This is a genomic window from Methylocella sp. CPCC 101449 (genome assembly GCF_031921685.1).
In the GTDB taxonomy this organism is placed as follows: Bacteria; Pseudomonadota; Alphaproteobacteria; order Rhizobiales; family Beijerinckiaceae; genus Terripilifer.
This window is the reverse complement of the sequence record NZ_JAPDHU010000003.1, coordinates 232,372-250,982: the sequence shown is the minus strand read 5'-3', so window position 1 is coordinate 250,982 and position 18,611 is coordinate 232,372. Positions and strand designations below refer to the sequence as shown.

The 18,611-nt window shown below is 62.8% G+C and carries 17 protein-coding genes; 8 read left to right on the top strand and 9 right to left on the bottom strand.

The genetic code is table 11. The annotated features are described in order from the left end of the window. The first annotated feature begins 82 nt into the window (after window positions 1–82). A complete protein-coding gene (locus OIM99_RS21360) occupies window positions 83–757 on the top strand; it encodes a dienelactone hydrolase family protein (RefSeq protein WP_311852503.1) in 675 nt (224 codons plus the stop codon). A 116-nt stretch (window positions 758–873) separates the two neighbouring features. Continuing rightward, complete coding sequence (locus tag OIM99_RS21355; RefSeq protein WP_311852502.1) at window positions 874–1,059, top strand: hypothetical protein; 186 nt, start codon at window positions 874–876, stop codon at window positions 1,057–1,059. A 150-nt stretch (window positions 1,060–1,209) separates the two neighbouring features. On the opposite strand, the gene OIM99_RS21350 is transcribed toward OIM99_RS21355, so the two are convergent. Both OIM99_RS21350 and OIM99_RS21345 read right to left on the bottom strand, forming a co-directional pair. Then, on the bottom strand, window positions 1,210–3,600 hold the full coding sequence (locus tag OIM99_RS21350; protein ID WP_311852501.1) for a UvrD-helicase domain-containing protein: 2,391 nt from the start codon (window positions 3,598–3,600) through the stop codon (window positions 1,210–1,212). Window positions 3,601–3,734: 134 nt separating this feature from the next. Further along, window positions 3,735–4,325, bottom strand: a complete 591-nt coding sequence (locus OIM99_RS21345) for a hypothetical protein (RefSeq protein WP_311852500.1) — start codon at window positions 4,323–4,325, stop codon at window positions 3,735–3,737. A 65-nt stretch (window positions 4,326–4,390) separates the two neighbouring features. On the opposite strand from OIM99_RS21345, the gene OIM99_RS21340 reads away from it, so the two are divergent. Continuing rightward, window positions 4,391–4,936, top strand: a complete 546-nt coding sequence (locus tag OIM99_RS21340) for a DUF924 family protein (RefSeq protein WP_311852499.1) — start codon at window positions 4,391–4,393, stop codon at window positions 4,934–4,936. Here OIM99_RS21340 and OIM99_RS21335 read toward each other — a convergent pair. Continuing rightward, window positions 4,916–5,683, bottom strand: coding sequence for a helix-turn-helix domain-containing protein (locus tag OIM99_RS21335; RefSeq protein ID WP_311852498.1), 768 nt, complete (start codon window positions 5,681–5,683; stop codon window positions 4,916–4,918). The genes OIM99_RS21340 and OIM99_RS21335 overlap by 21 nt on opposite strands. Before the next feature lie 198 nt (window positions 5,684–5,881). On the opposite strand from OIM99_RS21335, the gene OIM99_RS21330 reads away from it, so the two are divergent. From OIM99_RS21330 to OIM99_RS21320, 3 genes are read left to right on the top strand one after another with little or no spacing between them, the layout of a single operon-like run. Next, the gene (locus OIM99_RS21330; RefSeq protein WP_311852497.1) at window positions 5,882–7,225 is read left to right on the top strand and encodes an MFS transporter; all 1,344 of its coding nucleotides are present in this window, start codon (window positions 5,882–5,884) and stop codon (window positions 7,223–7,225) included. 52 nt (window positions 7,226–7,277) lie between these two features. Next, on the top strand, window positions 7,278–8,330 hold the full coding sequence (locus tag OIM99_RS21325) for an aromatic ring-hydroxylating dioxygenase subunit alpha (protein ID WP_311852496.1): 1,053 nt from the start codon (window positions 7,278–7,280) through the stop codon (window positions 8,328–8,330). Window positions 8,331–8,341: 11 nt separating this feature from the next. Further along, window positions 8,342–9,391, top strand: a complete 1,050-nt coding sequence (locus tag OIM99_RS21320) for an aromatic ring-hydroxylating dioxygenase subunit alpha (RefSeq protein ID WP_311852495.1) — start codon at window positions 8,342–8,344, stop codon at window positions 9,389–9,391. Between the two features lie 196 nt (window positions 9,392–9,587). On the opposite strand, the gene OIM99_RS21315 is transcribed toward OIM99_RS21320, so the two are convergent. Then, the gene (locus OIM99_RS21315; RefSeq protein WP_311852494.1) at window positions 9,588–11,276 is read right to left on the bottom strand and encodes an amidohydrolase; all 1,689 of its coding nucleotides are present in this window, start codon (window positions 11,274–11,276) and stop codon (window positions 9,588–9,590) included. A gap of 17 nt (window positions 11,277–11,293) precedes the next feature. Then, complete coding sequence (locus OIM99_RS21310; protein ID WP_311852493.1) at window positions 11,294–11,734, bottom strand: hypothetical protein; 441 nt, start codon at window positions 11,732–11,734, stop codon at window positions 11,294–11,296. Window positions 11,735–11,952: 218 nt separating this feature from the next. Between OIM99_RS21310 and OIM99_RS21305 the strand changes: the two genes are divergently transcribed. Next, the gene (locus OIM99_RS21305) at window positions 11,953–12,726 is read left to right on the top strand and encodes a hypothetical protein (protein WP_311852492.1); all 774 of its coding nucleotides are present in this window, start codon (window positions 11,953–11,955) and stop codon (window positions 12,724–12,726) included. 2 nt (window positions 12,727–12,728) lie between these two features. Here the strand turns inward: OIM99_RS21305 and miaA are convergent, their stop codons facing one another. Then, entirely contained in the window at window positions 12,729–13,625 is an 897-nt protein-coding gene (gene miaA / locus OIM99_RS21300) for a tRNA (adenosine(37)-N6)-dimethylallyltransferase MiaA (RefSeq protein ID WP_311852491.1), read from the bottom strand. On the opposite strand from miaA, the gene serB reads away from it, so the two are divergent. Further along, the gene (gene serB / locus OIM99_RS21295; RefSeq protein ID WP_409371545.1) at window positions 13,519–14,622 is read left to right on the top strand and encodes a phosphoserine phosphatase SerB; all 1,104 of its coding nucleotides are present in this window, start codon (window positions 13,519–13,521) and stop codon (window positions 14,620–14,622) included. The genes miaA and serB overlap by 107 nt on opposite strands. A 73-nt stretch (window positions 14,623–14,695) precedes the next feature. On the opposite strand, the gene OIM99_RS21290 is transcribed toward serB, so the two are convergent. From OIM99_RS21290 to hflK, 3 genes are all read right to left on the bottom strand, one after another. Continuing rightward, the gene (locus tag OIM99_RS21290) at window positions 14,696–16,249 is read right to left on the bottom strand and encodes a DegQ family serine endoprotease (RefSeq protein WP_311852489.1); all 1,554 of its coding nucleotides are present in this window, start codon (window positions 16,247–16,249) and stop codon (window positions 14,696–14,698) included. Between the two features lie 197 nt (window positions 16,250–16,446). Continuing rightward, the gene (gene hflC, locus OIM99_RS21285; RefSeq protein WP_311852488.1) at window positions 16,447–17,361 is read right to left on the bottom strand and encodes a protease modulator HflC; all 915 of its coding nucleotides are present in this window, start codon (window positions 17,359–17,361) and stop codon (window positions 16,447–16,449) included. After that, window positions 17,358–18,536: an FtsH protease activity modulator HflK gene (gene hflK / locus OIM99_RS21280; protein WP_311852487.1), complete on the bottom strand. Its 1,179-nt coding sequence runs from the start codon at window positions 18,534–18,536 to the stop codon at window positions 17,358–17,360. The genes hflC and hflK overlap by 4 nt, the downstream gene beginning before the upstream one ends. Window positions 18,537–18,611 lie beyond the last annotated feature (75 nt).

Here is an 18,611-nt window from a genome sequence, read left to right as displayed (position 1 = left end):
TCTCGACGGCGGCCGTTGGCCGATGCTATGACACTTGCGATATAGCGCCGTCGTGGCGAGAAAATATGAGAGGAAGTGGCCGATGGGGACCAGGATCAGTTGGAAGCGACCGGATGGCAAGGAAGCCTCGGGTTATTTCGTTGCCGCCGGCGCGCCGAACGCCCCCAGCGTCGTCGTGATCCAGGAATGGTGGGGGTTGCAGGACCAGATTACCGGCATCGCCGATCGTTTCGCCGCTGCCGGCTACAATGCCCTGGCGCCCGATCTCTATGGCGGCGTGGTCGTGCCCTATCACGACCGGGAAGCGGCCGGAAAGCAGATGGGTTCGCTGAATTTCCTCGATGCGGTCGATCAGAGCGTGCGCGGCGCGGCGCAGTTCCTGCAAGGGTTCGGCTCGAAGGTGGCGATCACTGGCTTCTGCATGGGCGGTGCGGTGAGCATTCTTGCGGCTTGCCGCGTGTCGGAATTCGCCTGCGCGGTTCCTTTCTACGGGATTCCGCCGGAGGCGGTGGCGAAGCCGGCCGATGTCAAGATTCCGTTGCAGTGCCATTTCGCCAATACGGACGATTGGTGCACGCCAGCGGCGGTCAATGGTTTCGAGGCCGGCCTGAAAGCGGCCGGAAAATCCTTCGAACTTTATCGATATGACGCCGAACATGGCTTCGTGAACGAGCAGCGCACGTCGGCGCACGCGCGTCAGGAAACGGAACTCGCCTGGAGCCGCACGCTGGCTTTTCTGAAAAAACACCTCGCCTAATTCGCGAGCGACAGAACAGGGGCCGCGTGTCTATCATGCGAGTTATGATTCGAGCGGCCCTTTTTCTTGTCTTGGCGATTGCGCCGGCCTTGGCCGATGCGCCGAGACCTGCGTCGATGCCGAAACCGACTTTGCTTCCCGTCGAAGCCTGGGGTGCCCGCAATCCGTCGTGTCTCGAATGGACCGACGCCTGTCACATCTGCGCGCGTGGCCCAAGCGGCAAGCCGCAATGTTCGACCGTCGGCATTGCCTGCGTGCAAAAGGCGGCGACCTGTACGAAACAGGCGCCCGCAAAGCCCTGAGAGCTGTTGGGTTCCTCTCCGTCATTGTGAGGAGCGTAGCGACGAAGCAGTCTACGGGCGTGTGGTGCATGCCGGCCCACTGGTGCCCATGGCTCTACACCTTCGACGCCTGATTGCTTCACTGCGTTCGCAATGACTGGGTGGCGTCCGTCACGCGGCCTGGACAAATCCTTCCAGCACCATTTTGCGGCCGGCTTTATCAAAATCAACAGTCAGCTTGTTGCCATCGACGGCGGAGACGGTGCCCGAGCCGAATTTCTGATGGAAGACGCGGGCGCCCTTGGCATAGCTCGACGATGCACTCGATTTGGCGACGAGTTCGCCTTCGATGGTCTGCGGGCCACGTTTCGACGAGGCGTTCCAGGTGGATTTGCCGCGTTCGCTGAAACCGCCGCTCTTCTGCGCCCGCTGCCAGCCCGGCGTGTTGTAGGAGGAGCCGAAGGTTTCAACCGCGTTGAAGCGCGAGGCGGCATAGCCGCCATAGCTCGTTTGTCCGCCATCGACCACGTCGACATGGGCGGCCGGCAGTTCGTCGAGGAAACGCGACGGGATCGTCGATTGCCAGAGGCCGCGAATGCGGCGGTTGGTGGCGAAATAAATCTTGGCGCGCAGGCGGGCGCGGGTGATGCCGACATAGGCGAGCCGCCGCTCTTCCTCGAGGCCGGCGCGGCCCTGTTCGTCGAGCGAGCGCTGATGCGGGAAGAGGCCTTCTTCCCAACCGGGCAGATAGACGGTTTCGAATTCCAGGCCCTTGGCGGCATGGAGCGTCATGATCGAGACGCGCTCGCCGGTGTCGTTATTCTCCGCGTCCATCACCAGGGAGATGTGTTCGAGAAAGCCTCCGAGATCGGGGAATTCTTCCATCGAACGCACGAGTTCCTTCAAGTTTTCCAGTCGCCCGGCCGCATCGGCCGAACGATCCTTCTGCCACATATCGGTGTAGCCGGATTCTTCGAGAATCTGTTCGGCCAGTTCGTTGTGCGGCTTGCTGTCGATCAGCGACGACCAGCGGGTGAAGTCATCCATCAAAGCGCGAATGGTTTGGCGCGGCTTTGGCTTCAGCTCTTCGGTTTCGATCAATTCGCGCGCCGCCTGCATCAGCGGAATCTTCTGTCGGCGGCCGTGATCGTGCAGCACCTGCAAAGTGGCATCGCCGAGCCCGCGCTTGGGCACGTTGAAGATGCGTTCGAAGGCGAGATCGTCGGCCGGCTGCGCGACGCAGCGTAGATAAGCCAATGCATCGCGGATTTCGGCGCGCTCATAGAAGCGCGGACCGCCGATCACTTTATAGGGCAGGCCGAGTGTGATGAAGCGTTCTTCGAACTCGCGCATCTGGAAGGACGCTCGCACCAGGATCGCCACTTCGTCCAGCGATTGGCCCTGGCGCTGCAACTGCTCGATGTCTTCGCCGATGGTGCGGGCTTCTTCTTCGGAATCCCACACGCCGGCAACTGTCGGCTTCTCGCCATCCTCGCCATCGGTGAACAGGGTTTTGCCGAGCCGGCCTTCGTTATGGGCAATGAGATGGGCGGCGGCGGCGAGGATATGCGCGGTCGAGCGATAGTTGCGTTCGAGGCGGATGACGGTGGCGCCGGGAAAATCCTTCTCGAAACGCAGGATGTTGTCGACGTCGGCGCCGCGCCAGCCGTAGATCGACTGATCGTCGTCGCCGACGCAGCAGATGTTGCGCGGACGATCCGGCGTGCCTTGCGCCAGCAGGCGCAGCCACAGATATTGGACCGTGTTGGTGTCTTGGTATTCGTCGACGAGAATGTAGCGAAAGCGGCGCTGATAGTCGGCGAGAACATCGGCATTCTCGCGCAGCAGGCGCAGGCCTTCGAGCAGCAGGTCGCCGAAATCGGCGGCGTTGAGAATCTTCAGCCGCTCTTGATAGAGCTGATAGAGGTGGCGGCCCTTGCCATTGGCGAAAGCTTCCGCTTCGCCGGCCGGCACCTGCGCCGGGCCAAGGCCGCGGTTCTTCCAATTGTCGATCTGGATGGCGAGGGCGCGCGGCGTCCAGCGTTTATCGTCGATATTTTCCGACTGGATGACCTGGCGCAGCAGGCGGATCTGGTCATCGGTGTCGAGAATGGTGAAGCCGGACTTCAGGCCGACGAGTTCGGCATGGCGGCGCAGAATCTTGGTGCCGATGGCGTGGAACGTGCCGAGCCAGGGCATGCCCTCGGCGACGGGGCCGGCGAGTGCGGCCACACGTTCCTTCATCTCGCGCGCCGCCTTGTTGGTGAAAGTGACGGCGAGGATTTCGTGGGCGCGGGCACGGCCGGTGGCAATGATATGGGCGATGCGCGTGGTCAGAACGCGGGTCTTGCCGGTGCCGGCGCCCGCCAGCACCAGAACCGGCCCGTCCATGGCTTCCACGGCGGCGCGCTGTTCGGGATTGAGGGCTTCGACATAGCGCGGCACGCCCATGGCGGCTTGGACGGCTGCTTGGGCACGGGCGGCGATGCCCCCGGCGCGCGGCGTCGGCACACGGGAGAAATCGGGCTCGTCGGCATCGTCGAAGGAAAAAGGGTCGGCCAAGGTTCAAGCTCTGCGGCAAATCTCAGGGGTCATCGCGAGGCCGGACTCACGGCCATTTTTCACGAATCAATCAGTACAAATGTGGGGTGTCGAGCCGGGAATGTCGAATGGCTGATACTCAAGCCCCAGCTCCCTCACAGCCCCATGCGAAACCGCGCCATGATGACCATGATCGCCACCTGCAACACCCCCTGGCTGGCGATCAGATAGAAGTAATTGCGCGATATGGCGGCAATATGGGCCGGATCGGGGTTGGGTTTGCGCAATTCTCTGTAAACGCGGATTTGCGTCGGCAGGAGCAGGCCGATCCCCTGGATGGTCAGGATGGTGACGATGGCGAGCGCCGCGGCGACCCAGCCATAGGCCGGCCATGGGGTATCCAGGTATCCCATGGCCTTGGCGAGGAACCAGCCGGTGGTACCGGTGACGATGGACAACACCGGCATGATGAAAATCGTGCGCGGCGTCAGGCGCGTCAGCACGGCGCGCCGGGTTTCGAACGGCGTGCGCCGCAGGATCGGCCCAACGACGAACCCCATGAACAGATCGATGCCGGTCCACAAGCCGCCAGCGAAAATATGCAGGAAGACCAGGGCCCAGAGATTGCCCGACGCGATGACGCCGATCATCACCATCAGCGCCAGGGCGCACCAGACGAGATTGAAGAAATTGATGGCCGGCGCGTCGGGCGCCAGATGGCCGTTGGTGAAGGTGCTGTCAGTCAAGGCTGGCTCCGCGGTGGTCGGCCATCCTATAAACCCCTGCAAGAACGGGCACCACTGGAGACAGGATGATGAATATCGAACCGGCAGATGTCGTGCGGTTTTGGTTGAATGCCGGGCCGGACAAATGGTTTGCCAAGGATGATGCTTTCGACGCGGCGATCAAGGCGCGCTTTCTCAACGCGCATGAGGCGGCCGCGCGTTGCGAATTGAGCGATTGGGCGCAAAGCGCGGAAGGCGCCTTGGCCTTGCTGCTCCTGCTCGATCAGTTTCCGCGCAATCTGTTTCGCAATTCGGCGCATGCCTTCGCCACCGATGGTCTGGCCCGCCAGATCGCGCGCGAAGCGCTGGCGCGCGGATTCGATCGTCAGGTGGCCGAGCCGCTGCAAGCGTTTTTCTATCTGCCGTTCATGCATTCCGAAGCGCTGGAAGATCAGGTTCTGTGCACGCGGCTTTGCGCGCGGCCGGGCCTTGAGAACAATCACAAGTTCGCTTTGGAGCACCAGGAGATCATCGAACGCTTCGGCCGCTTTCCCCATCGCAACAGCAGTCTGGGGCGTGAAACAACCGCTGAGGAACGGGCGTTTCTTGAATCAGGCGGCTTTGCCGGATGATGGCTCGGGGATAAGGGCATAGGGGTTCTGCCCCGATGGCGAATAGATGCTGAACTCGCGGTTGATCGTGTCGGCGGCGGCGAGAACGGCTTGTTTCATCTGTTCGAGATCGGCGCCGTCGCTCACCGTGGCGACGCCGATGCTGGAGTCGACGCGCATCCAGGATTGCGAGAGGAGAGGCGCCGCGACACCGACGGCACCGCGATGCAACTGGCCGGCGGTGACGGCGACGCCGGTGCGCCGCGCTTCTCTGACATCGTCGGTTTCGAGCGGGCCAGGTTCGCGTGTTGCCAGAATGGCGACGCCGCCAGCGCCGCGATTCAAGGGATAGCGCGCGCCCTGGCTGAAGGTGAGATGCACGTCGGTCGTTTGCGGCGGCGTCAACAGCACCACCACCGCTTCATCGCCTTCGCGCACGAAGTAGAAGGCCGTCGCGCGGCAGGCTTCGGCCAAAGCGCGCATGTGCGGGCGGATGACATCCTGCAAGCGCGGCACGAGTGAGCCGGTGAGATTGAGCGTGCCGAAGCCAAGGCGATAGCGGCCGGGGCTCGATTGCACCGCCAGCGCATGATCCACCAGCGTGCCGAGCAGCCGATAAACCGCCTGCCGATGCAGCCCTGCGGCGCGGGCGATTTCGGCCACCGACAAATCCTGTTCGCTGGCCGCCAGCAGTTTCAGCACTTGCAAACCGCGATCGAGAGTCATGGCCCGATCGTTTGGCGTCGGCGCGGCATCCGGCTTGGTCATCTGCTTTTCCACGGCCCCCGGTTGACATTTAGAAAGAGTCGAAGACACAATAACAATACATAACGTCCGATAATGTGTCAATCATCGTTGAGGGACGAGGTTGGCCGGGTCGCCCAGGGAAGGGGCGAAGTCGGAGTTGTGCGGGAGATGAGGGCGCGCGCGCCCGCCGGCCCGGCCGGCCAAATGAGGGAGGGAGCCTTGACCAGTACAGCGACCGTTTTGCCCATGGATGCGGACAAGCCGCAGACCGTTTCAAACTCTGAGCGGCGTCGCATCCTCGCGGCCTGTTTGGTCGGCGCCACCATCGAGTGGTATGACTTCTTCATCTACGGCGCCGCCGCTGCCTTGGTGTTCGCGCCGCAGTTTTTCCCGAATGTCTCGCCGCTCGCCGGTACGCTGGCCGCCTTGGCCACCTTCAGCGTCGGCTTCATCGCGCGGCCTTTGGGCGGCGCGGTCATGGGGCATTTCGGCGATCGCATCGGGCGCAAGCCGATGCTGGTGCTGACGCTCGCCATCATGGGCGTGTCGACCCTGCTGATCGGTCTTCTGCCAAACTATGAATCGATCGGCATCGCCGCGCCGATCCTTCTCGTTCTGCTGCGCCTGCTGCAAGGTTTCGGTGTCGGTGGCGAATGGGGGGCCGCCGTGCTGATGGCGGTCGAACATGCGCCGCCGCGCAAGCGTGCGGTCTATGGCGCCTTTCCGCAGATGGGTATTCCTGCCGGCATCATTCTTTCCGTTCTGGCCTTCATCGCCGTCGGCTCCTGGTTGCCGAGTGAAGCTTTCCAGAGCTGGGGCTGGCGCATTCCGTTCCTGCTGTCGGCGATCCTCATCGTCGTCGGCTTCGTCGTGCGCATGACCATTTCGGAAAGCCCGGTGTTCGCGAAGATGGAACAGAAGCGAGAAATCGCGCGCTCGCCGTTGATCGCCGTCATCATGGAACATCCGCTGGCCCTGATCGCCGGCACGGCGACCATCATCGGCTCGACGACGCTTGGCTATCTCGTGCTCGTCTATATGCCGTCCTACGGCACGTCGGTGTTGAAACTGCCGCGCAACCGGATGCTCGATTTCACTTTGCTGGCGGCGACGATCTGGTTTTTGACGACGTTGATCTTCGCCTACTTCTCCGATCGCTTCACCGTGCGGAAAGTCTATCTGCTGGCGGCAACGGTCGGCATCCTGTGGGCCATTCCGTTCTTCTGGCTGGTCGACAGCACCAGCATTCCGGCGATGATCCTGGCCTATTCGGTGACGGCCGTGGTGATCGCGGGCATGTTGGGCGCGCAGTCCGCCTTGATCGCGGCGCTGTTTCCGCCGTCGATGCGCTTCAGCGGTATTTCCATCGTCGCCAATGTCGGCGCCATTCTGGGCGGCGGTATCGCGCCGGTGATCGCCACATCGCTCTATGCCTATTACGGCTCGTCGATGGCGATCGCCCTCTATGTCGCGGCCATGGTGGTCATCAGTTTCCTGGGGACGCTCTACCGCAGTCCTTACAACGAGGAGTTCTTCTCCTCGTCGGCCCAGGAGCGTCATTAGAGAGAGCGTCATTAGAAATCGTCATGAGAAAACGCCTCTGAAAGGGCATCCGATGAATGTTGCTACGCACGCCACGAAGCCTGGCTATCCGTTGGAATTTCCGAAGAACCAATGGTACGTCGCCGGTCATGCCGAGGATTTCGGATGCGATTTGAAGTCGCGCTGGATTCTGGGCGAGCCGATTTGCTTCTATCGCACGCAAGACAATACGGCCGTGGCTTTGGCCGATCGCTGCATTCATCGGCAGATGCCGCTTAGCAAGGGCTTCCTGCAGGGCGACAATGTGCGTTGCTCCTACCATGGCATTCTTTATGCGAATGACGGGCGTGCGGTGGAGATTCCCTCACAAAGCAGCATTCCGGAGAAATGCCGGGTCCATCGCTATCCCCTGGTGGAGAGCGGTGGACTGCTGTGGATCTGGATGGGGGAGGAGAATGCCGCTGACAAAAGCATGATCCCAGGCCACCCCTGGCTGGACGATCCCAAATGGAAGGTCGTGCGCGGCACCTTGCACATGAAAGCAAGAGCGCAATTGCTGAACGAGAATCTTCTCGATCTGTCGCATCTTTCTTATTTGCATCCCGGCTCCATCGGTTCCGACGATGTGGTGAGCGCGCCGACGAGCATGGAGTTCGACGAGCGTTCGGTGCGAGTCACTCGCGACATGAACAATGCCATATCGCCGCCGATGTTCATCCGCGCCATGGGGCTTGACGGACGTATCGACCGGCATCAGGTGGCAGAGTTCATCGCGCCCGGCTTTCACATCACCCATCTCGATGCCAAGGCGACGGGGCAAGCGGGCGCGCAGGTGTTCAGCCATAAGGCCATTCACTGCATCACGCCGGAGCGGGCGCACAGCGCTCACTATTTCTGGGCGATCACGCGCAACTATCGCACCGAGGATGAAGAGGTCAGCCGGCTGTGGCGCGAAGGCGCCCCCAGAGTCTTCACCGAAGACATCGATGCCAGCGAAGCGATCGAGGAAATCATCACGGCCTATGAGCCGGGCTATCCGCCGGAGCTTGATCTCAAGGTCGATGGCGGCTCGTTGCGGGCGCGTCGCATCATCGAGCGCCTGATCGCGCAGGAACGCCGGGCCTGAGGGGAGGCGGCATGTATCCGTTCAATTCAGACCGGCCCTATATCCGCAACGCCTGGTATATGGCGGCCTGGGGCCAGGAGATCAGCCGGCAGCCGTTCGAGCGCACGATCATGGACGAGCCGATTGTCTTCTACCGCAAGGAAAATGGCGAGCCGGTGGCGATGTTTGGACTGTGTCCGCATCGCACCCATCCGCTCAGGGATGGGCGGCTGATCGGCGACGACATCATGTGTCCCTATCACGGCTTCACCTATAATCCGCAGGGCGCCTGCGTGCGTATTCCGGCGCAGGATTCTTTGCCGCGCAATTTTCGTCAGCGCATCTATCCGCTGATCGAACGCGGTGGCGCTATCTGGATATGGATGGGGCGCACGGAACAAGCCGATCCGGACTTGATGCCGGCGCTAGCCGAGATTGGCATGGGGGTATCAGGTTGGAAGACAGTCGACAACGGTCTTACCAGCATCAAGGCGCGCTGGTCGCTGGTTATCGATAATGTGATGGACCTGAGCCACGTCGGCTTTCTGCATCTCAAGACGATTGAAGCTCCGGCTGCGGGCGATACCGCGCCGTCGGATGAAGCCGATGAGCGGATTCGCTGCATTCGCATGATGACAGATCAGAGTGCGGACATGCCCTATGCGCGGCAAGCTTTTCCGGAGAATGTCGAGCCGCTCGATATCGAAATCGGCTCGATCTTCCATGGACCCGGACTCATCGTCACCTTCTTGCGCTTTCATACCGCGGCGAGCCGTGGGGCGCGCCGACTGCTCGGCATTTCAAATCATTTGCAGGGCGTCACGCCAGCCAGTCCGCACGCGACCCACGATTTCAGCGGCATCGTCCGCAATGTGCGGTTGGACTCAGTCGAGTTCGATGACTGGCTGCGTACGGCGGTGATCAAGACCCGCGAGGAAGACGTCGAAGCGCTCGAAAAGATCGAACCATTGGTCGATCGCTATGCCAATGCGCGCAGCGAATTGTCCGGCGTCGGCGATGTCAGCGCCATCCGCGTGCGGCGGCAGTTGGCGGCTCTTCTGGCTCAGGAAGAAGCGGCTTAGCAGGCTGTTGCGCAACTCTCCGTGTCATTCCCGACGCGCCGCAGGCGCGAGCGGGAATCCAGGGGCGAGCGGTACAACGTTGCATGAATGCAGCAGGATCGTTTCGCCGGCGTTCTACCACTCGCCCTGGATCCCCGCCCAGCCGCTGTGCGGCTGTCGGGGATGACACCAAGGTTTTTCAACATCCTGTTAGAGTCTATATCTCTCTGCGGTGCACCACTTTGCCGCCGAGCAAAGTCATCAGCGCCTTGGTGTCGCGGATTTCCGCCGGCGGGATCGCCAGAATGTCTTTCGACAGGACGACGATATCGGCCAGTTTGCCCGTCTCGATGGAACCGCGTTCCTTTTCCACACCCATGAGAATGGCATTGTTGATGGTGTAGAGCGTCAGTGCCTCGCGCGGCGTGATCGCCTGTTCGGGGCCCAGCGCATAGCCGTTCAAGGTCTGGCGGGTCGTCATCCACCACATGGATTGGAAGGGATCGAATGGCACGACAGGCCCGTCGGAACCGCCGCCGGTCATGATTTTGGCATCGAGGATCTTGCGGATCGGGATGGCGTAGGCGGCACGCGCATCGCCCCACCAGCGCCGCTGGTTGTGGCCGAGGAGGACGGCGTGGTCCTGCACGGTCGCCATGATGCCGAGGCTGCTCATGGTTTTGAGCGCGGCATCGCTTGGCAGGAAGATATGCATCACGGTCCAGCGCAGATCGCGGATGGGCCTTGCAGCATTGACCTTCTCGTAATTGCGCACGACGACGTCGATGGTTTCGTCGCCGACCGCATGGGTCTGCGTCTGCAATCCCGCTTCGGCGATGAGTTGCAGGGCTTTCGACCATTCGTCCTCGCCGCCGGGCGGCAGCAGGAGGAGACCGCGGTAGTCTTTGTCCGGCTGTTCGCCGGGAACGATCTGATAGGGCTCGCGCAGGCGGGCGCCTTCGACGCCGCCGTCGAGCAGGAATTTGAAGCCGACGAAGCGCAGCATGTCGTCGTTCTTCATCTCGCGCATGGCGAGGCCTTTTTGCACCTGTTCGAGGCTTGTCGCGCGATACAGCAGGTCGGTGCGCACTGTCATGTCGCCGCTTTCGCGCAGGCGCTGGTAGAGGCCGGCGATCCGCTCGTCGATGCCCGGTTCAACCACGCCGACAATGCCGAGCGCATTCAACTGCTGCATTTGCGCTTTCAGAAGTTCGAGAAAGCGTTCGGGCGGCGGGGGCGGCGGCTGCACCTTGCGGGCGAAATAGGCAGCGGATTCCAGGAGAACGCCGGTCGCTTCGCCGGTCGCGGGATCGCGCACGATCACACCGCCGGCGGGGTTCTTCGTCTCCTTGGTGATGCCGGCGAGTTCCAGCGCCTTGCTGTTGACGGTCACCACATGGCCGCCGCGCGGGATGATCACCGGATTGTCGGGCGCGGCTTTGTCGAGTTCGTAACGGGTCGGCAGACGGCCTTCGGACAGCAGGCTTTCGTGCCAGCCGGAGGAGGCGACGATCCACTGGCCGGCAGGTGTTTGTGCCGCGCGCTCGGCGATGCGCTGTTGCACGTCGGCGACCGAGCGGGCCTCGATGAGCTGGACGGCTGGCAGGTTGGTGGCGGCGAAGGATTGATGCAGGTGGGTGTCGGTGAGGCCAGGGATGACCGTGCGGCCGGCGAGATCGATGATCTGCGTCGTCGGCCCGGCCTCCTTCATCACGGTTGCATCGTCGCCGACGGCGCTGATGCGGCCGTCGCGAATGGCCACGGCCTGGGCGGTGCGGAAATCCTTGTCGACCGTATAAATCTTGCCATTACGCAGGATCGTGTCGGCGTTCTGTGCTTGCGCGGTGAAGATTGTAAGCGCGAGCGCACACACGCCAATGCTCAGGTGAGCCATGAAGCGGGGCATGGGATGGGCCTTTGAGATTAAGCGACGGAGGCGGTGGCGGCGATGAGGCGCGGCGGCTCTCCGGCCGTGGCCGCGAGCCGGCCGGTCACTTCGATCATTTTTGTCATGGCGGCATCGGCCGGTGCCTCGGCTTCGACGCTGATATTGGTGCCGGCATCGTGGATCATGCCGCAGAGTTGGCAGGGGGCGGCGGGGCCTTCGTAGAGATCGAAGCGGCCGTCGGCGGTCGTCGGGGCGTAATAGCCGCGCAGGGTAATGGATTGGCCATTGGCCGCAACGGCTTGCGCGCTGGCATGACCCTGCGCATCGACGAGCGTGCCGATTTTCAGACCTTGCTCGGCGCGCGCGCGACGGGCGAGCAAGGGCAGGGCGGCCAGGGCGAGGAGGAGATGACGGCGACCGAGGGTGGGGGCAATGGCGTCACAGCGGAATGTCGAGCGACCAGCGGGCTGCTTCATGGCGTTCTCTCCTCATCGTCTGAACGAAGTAGAGCCCCGCGCGCCGGGGCCGTCAATGGTCAAGGTCGGCCCAGGCCAGTTGAAAATGTTTGCGGATGCGAAGATGATTTGCGCCGACGGGGCGAAGGCGGGGCTCAGCGATGATGGTGGTTCGGAATGGGCTTTGGGCGTTGGTGGGGATGATGGTCCTGGCCATGCCCGCGACGGCGGAAATTCGTATGGCTATGGGCTCCGTCCTGGTGATGAACCCAGGTGATACGGCGCCGGGCCAGGTCGCCAGTTTCGAGAATGCGCTGCGCTCGGCGATCGCGGCGGCGGTGGAGAAGGCGCAGAGCAACGGCCGCTGCGACGTCAAGGCTGTCGATGTCAGTCAAGAGGCGATCAGAGGGCGTCAGACCGAAGAGATGCTGCAGAACAAAGGGTATTCGCAGAAGAATGGCCTTTCACAGAGCAAGGTCGTCGTCTCCGACGCGGTCAATGGCGCGGCCGGCTTCGATAACGACGGTGGTCTCGACTATGTGCTTGACGTCACCAATCTGGTGACTGGCAAGACGGTCGCGTGGCTTGAGGGCAACGTCAAGAACAGCAATCTCATCGAAACGGCTGACAAGATTGCCGCCGATCTCGTCGATCAACTGTGCAAGAAGAAAGTGTATCATTACACCGTGAGCGCCCACGATCTGGTGATCGATCATATGATCTGCGATCTCACCAAGCCGTTCAGCCTCAGCCCCAAGGGCAAGATGTCGGGGCAGCGTTATACGTTCACGCCGTCCGGCGAGACTGGCGGCGCTTTTTCGCTCGGTGGCTCGGCGGGTGGCGTGCCCTGGTCGGGCGGCGGCAGCTATACGCAGACGGTCTCCGATACAGGTGGCACGCTGACGATGAATGGAACGTGGAAAGTCTCCGCGCCAGTCGGTGGCTTCAGCCGCAATGCCTCGATCCCCGGCCGTTTGGAGGCGGTGACTTCGACGCAGTGCGCGGGCGATTGAAACTACAGCATGAGCCCTTGCGCCGCCTCGACGCTCATCCATTCAAACTCGGGAAGCTGGTGACGGAACCAGGTGAACTGGCGCTTCGCATAATGGCGCGTGTCGAGCTTGCCTTTGGCGACCGCGTCTTCGCGTGTCGCCAGTCCTCGTAAATAAGCGATGAGCCCAGGCACGCCGTGGGCGCGCATGGCGGGCAAAGCCGGATCGAGATCGCGGGCGGCGAGCGCTTTGACTTCGTCCAGAGCGCCCGCTTCCATCATTATGTCGAAACGCCGGTCGATACGGTGGAAGAGTTCGGCACGCTCCGGCGCGAGGAAAATGCAGCGGCATTGCGCGGCATCGAGCAGAGGCGCGGCGCGTTTCTCCTGAAAGCTCTTGAGCGGCTGGCCCGTCGCTTCGAACACCTCCAGGGCGCGCAGGATGCGTTGCGGGTCGCTCGGGCGCAGGCCTGCCGCCGTCAGCGGGTCGAGCGCTTTGAGGCGTTCATGCAGGACGGCCGGCGGCAGCCCCTCGGCCTGCGCCCGCACGCGGGCGCGGATGTCATCGGGCACTTTCGGGATGTCGGACAGGCCGCGCAGCAGGGCCTTGAAATAGAGCCCGGTGCCGCCGCACAGGATCGGCAGGCGGCCCTGCGCCCGCTCGGCCTTGATGGTCGCGATGGCGTCGGCGATCCAGAAGCCGGTAGAGTAATTGGTGGCGGCATCGACATGGCCAAACAGGCGGTGGGGCAGGGCCGCCTCCTCCTCGGCCGTGGGGCGCGCGGTGATGACCCGCAGATCCCGGTAGACCTGCATGGAATCGGCGTTGATCACGGTCCCGCCCAGGCGGCTCCCGAGGGAAATCGCCAGCGCGGACTTGCCGCTTGCCGTCGGGCCTGCGATGAGAACGGCAGAAACCAAATTTTTGCTCCGTAGCGGGCCGGACAACTCCGGTCGCTCCTCTGATGGATGCCCTGTGGAACCCTATATCGCAACCCTGATCGCCAAACCCGGTAGCAAGGCCCTCAGCGCCGACATCGTGCGCAAGGCCGCCCGTATCGTGCCCCATGGCACGGTGGCGGCCTGGCTCGCGCCCGACGAGGCCGTGGATATCACATTCGACCTCGGTGGCACGCGCATCGAACCCGATTCCGACATCGAGCGCGAATTGGTGTCTTCCTATGCGGAGGATATGGCGCAGGAGATGAAGAGCCTGCCGATCGATGTGGTGTGCCAGCGCAACGGCCATCGCCGCAAGAAGCTGTTCGTCGCCGACATGGATTCGACCATGATCGGCCAGGAATGTATCGACGAGCTGGCGGCTTTCGTCGGCATGAAGGACCATGTGGCGGCGATCACGGAACGCGCCATGCGTGGCGAGATCGCCTTCGAGCCGGCGCTGCGGGAACGCGTCGCCCTGCTCAAAGGACTGTCCGCCGACGTGGTCGATAAGGTGATCGCCGAGCGCATCACCTTGACGCCGGGTGGACGCGAACTGGTGATGACCATGCGCGCCAATGGGGCCTATACCGCTTTGGTCTCGGGCGGCTTCACTCTGTTCACCACGCGCATCGGCAAGATGATCGGTTTCCAAGAAGACCGTTCGAACGAGCTGATCGTCGAAGACGGCAAACTGGCAGGCCTCGTGCGTGAGCCGATCCTGGGGCGCGAGGCGAAACTGGCTTCCTTGATCGAACTGCGCGATGCGCGTTCCATCGCCCGCCAGGACACGATGGCCGTCGGCGATGGTGCCAACGATCTCGCCATGCTGGGCGAAGCGGGGCTTGGCGTCGCCTTCCATGCCAAGCCGGCGGTGGCGGAAGCCGCCCATGCGCGCATCGATCATAGCGATCTCACCGCGCTCCTGTTCATCCAGGGCTATCGCCGCGACGAATTCGTCTCCGGCCAGGTCCAATAAAGAAACCACAATAAAAAATTGCTCCGCGTGAGGGCACGCGGAGCGATCCGTTTTGGTTCGTTTTGAGTGGCGCTTATTCCACCGGCAGCGCGACGAAGCGCACTTCGCCCTGGGAGTTGGCGACCAGGAACAGCGCCGATTTGCGGCCCTGTTCCTTCGCCGTCTTCATCTTGTTGGCCACGTCGGCCGGCTGATTGACGGCTTCTTGATTGATTTCGACGATCGTATCGCCAGCCTGGATGCGCTTGTCGGCGGCCGGCGAATTGGGATCGACATTGGTCACCACCACGCCCTTGATGCCGTCCTTGATCGAATATTTCGTGCGGTTGGCATCGTTGAGGTTGGAGAATTCCATCCCCAGCGCCTTTTGCGTCGTCGTGCGGGGCTCCGGCACGGCATCGTTGCGGCCGGAGTTCAGCGAAGCCTGACGTTCGCCATCCTCGAGGCGGCCGAGCTTCACCTTCAGGGTCTGCTCCTTGCCGCCGCGCACAATGGCGACGTCGACTTCCTTGCCGACAGCGGTGCTGGCGACGATGCGCGGCAGGTCGGTGGAGGTCTTTACTTCGTTGCCGTCAAATTTGACGATGACGTCGCCGGCCTTGATGCCGGCGGGCTTGGCCGGGCCTTTGTCGTCGACGCCGGCGACCAGCGCGCCGCGCGCCTTGCCGAGACCAAGGCTGTCGGCGACATCGTCATCGACCGCCTGGATCTTGACGCCGAGCCAGCCGCGACGGGTCTCGCCGAATTTCTGCAGCTGCTCGACGAGCGGCGCGATGATGTTGGAGGGCGAGGCGAAGCCGATGCCGACCGAGCCGCCCGAGGGCGACAGGATCGCGGTATTCACGCCGATCACTTCGCCGTCCATGTTGAACAGCGGACCGCCGGAATTGCCGCGATTGATCGAGGCGTCGGTCTGCAGATAGTCGTCGTAGGGACCGCTGTTGATGTTGCGGTTACGCGCCGAGAGAATGCCCACGGTCACCGTGCCACCGAGGCCGAAGGGATTGCCGACCGCCATCACCCAGTCGCCGACGCGGGTCTTGTTGCTGTCGCCGAACTTCACCGCCTTGAGCGGCTTTTCCGGCTTCACGCGCAGCACGGCTACGTCGCTCTTGGAATCCTTGCCGATGATCTCCGCCTTCAGGCGGCTGCCGTCGGTGAAGATCACCGTCACGTCGGTGGCATCGCCGACCACGTGATTGTTGGTGACGACGATGCCCGAGGGATCGATGACGAAGCCGGAACCGAGCGAGTTGGAGCGGCGCTGCGGACGCTGCGGACCGTTGTCTTCCTGGCCTTGGCCCTGGCCGCGGCGGCGGAAGAATTCCTCGAACAGATCGTCGAAGGGGGTCCCGCGGGGAATGTTCGGGCCGAGACCCGGACCGGTGCGGCGGTCGGCGACGGCCTGGGACACGGAAATATTGACCACGGCGTCGGAAACCTGGCTCGCCAGATCCGCGAAGCTTTCCGGCGTGGCGCGGGCGTAGGCCGGGACGGGCGCCAAGGGTACGAGGGTGGCCGATCCTGCGCCGAGGGCGAGCAGCAGCGCCGCGGAGGCGCGCCGCAGGCGCGGGGCCAGGGAGCGCGGGGCAGAGGTGCCTTTCGCCAAGATCACCGGTTTGGTCATCGACATCTTCTCCTCGATTGGCCCCTCTCAATTTTGGGCCGACCTTTGTTTTACCTTACATTCCGGCGGAAAAGCGGACGTTTTTCCGCCTGATCACGGGAATGTCAGTCCCATATAGGACATTCGGCGCAGACTTGAAGTTCAAGTCTGCGCCGAAACAGCTGTCTTACTCAATCGTCATGGGGCGAAAGCCCATATCAATTGCCTGGTTTGGGCGCTGCCGGAGCGGCCATCCCGCCGCTGGGACGATTGAAATAGCGGAAAAACTCCGAGGTCGGGCTGATGACCATGCGGGTCTCGCCTGGCTTCAGGCCGGCTTCATAAGCCTGCATGGAGCGGTAGAACGCGAAGAAATTCGGGTCCTTGCCAAAGGCTTCGGCGAAAATCTTGTTGCGCTCCGCATCGCCTTCACCGCGGGTCTGGTCAGCTTGGCGTTGCGCGTCGGCGCGCAGCACGACGACGTCGCGGTCCGCCTTGGCGGTGATGCGCTGCGCCTGCTCGGCGCCCTGGGCGCGGTAGTCGGCCGCTTCCCTGGCGCGTTCCGTCTGCATACGGCGGTAGACCTGTTCGGAAATCTGCGGCGGCAGGTCGGCGCGGCGGATGCGCACGTCGTTGATCTCGACGCCGAACCTGGTCGATTCCTGGTTCACCTGTTCGCGGATGCGCCGCATCAGGTTGGAACGGTCGTCGCGCACCAGTTGAACCATGGTGGATTCGCCGAGTACGCGGCGCACCGCCGAGTTCAAGATCGACGAGAGCTGGTTGTTGCCGCCGTTGATCGTGCGCACCGAACGGTAGAACTGCAGGATGTCGGTGATGCGGTAGCGCAGGAAGGCATCGACCTCGATACGATTGTTGTCGGAGGCGAGCACCTCTTGCTTCGGCGTTTCGAGGTCGAGGATGCGGTTGTCGAAATAGACGACGTTTTCGATGAACGGCGCCTTGAAGTGCAGGCCCGGCTCCTTGACGACGGCGCGGCCGGGAACCGGCTCGCCGAAGCGCAGCAGCAGGGCATATTCGGTCTGATTGACCGTGAAGAGCGAATTGTAGCCGACGAACACCAGGGCCACGAGAACGATGATGCCGGCGAAGCCGAAGATCGAGCGGTTCATCGGCGGGCTCCCTGCGGTTGCGTGGGCGCCTGCGTGGCGGCACCCGATGCGGTCGAGGAGTCAAGCAACTGGCCGAGCGGCAGAACCGGCACGACGCCGCCCTGGCCTTGGCCGGCGCTCTGATCGAGGATGATCTTATTGGCGCCCGCCAAAACGCGCTCCATGGTTTCGAGATACATACGTTCGCGCGTCACGTCCGGAGCGTTTCGATATTGCTCGTAGACCTGCGTGAAGCGTGAGGCCTGACCGCGCGCTTCGGCGACAGTCTGTTCGCGATAGGCGTCCGCTTCTTGCAAGATGCGGGCGGCACTACCGCGTGCTTCCGGCACGACGCGATTGGCATAAGCTTCGGCTTCATTGCGCAAACGATCGAGATCCTGCTGCGCGGCGGTTACGTCGCGGAAGGCGGCGATCACCTGGTCCGGCGGGTCGACCGAGAGCAATTGGACCTGCAGGATCTGTACGCCGGCCTTGTAATCGTTGAGCACGCGCTGGGTCAGTTCCTGCGCGGCCGGTTCGATCACCTTACGTTCGGCGGTCAGAATCTTCTGGATCTGCGTGCGGCCGACGATCTCGCGCATGGCGCTTTCCGAAACCGCCTTGATGGTTTCGCGCACGTCGCGCACGTTGAAGGCATATTCTTCCGGCTTGGTCGGGTCGATCTGCCAGATGACGCGGAATTTCACGTTGGCGATGTTTTCATCGCCCGTGAGCATCAGGCTTTCCTCGGGCACGTCGCTCTGGGTCTGGTTGTTGGGGCGACGCGGGTCTTCGCGAGTGCGGAAGCCGATGTCGATGCTGTTACGGTCGGTGACGCGCAGCTTGATGACGCTGCCGATCGGCGCCGGCCAGTTATAGCGCAGGCCGTTCTCGGTGCGGTTGGTGAAGCGGCCGAAGACCATTTCGAGGCCGGCTTCGTTGGGTTGCACGGTGTAAATGCCACTGGCGAGCCAGATGGCCGCAGCAGCCGCGGCGACGAGCGCGAAACCGGCGCCGCCCATGAAGCCGCCCGGAACCACCTGTTTCAGGCGATCCTGGCTGCGGCGCAGCAGTTCCTCCAGATCCGGCGTCGGGCCACCGGGGCCGCCACTGCCTGACGGACCTTGTCCCCACGGGCCTGGGTTATTGTTCGGACGCCAGGGTCCGCCCCCGCCGCTCTGATTATTCCAGGGCATGAATTTCCCTTCGTTCCCCTCGCCGCGGACGCGGCCAATCTGCGCAAAGCCCTAGGCAAATAAGCGCTATTGGGC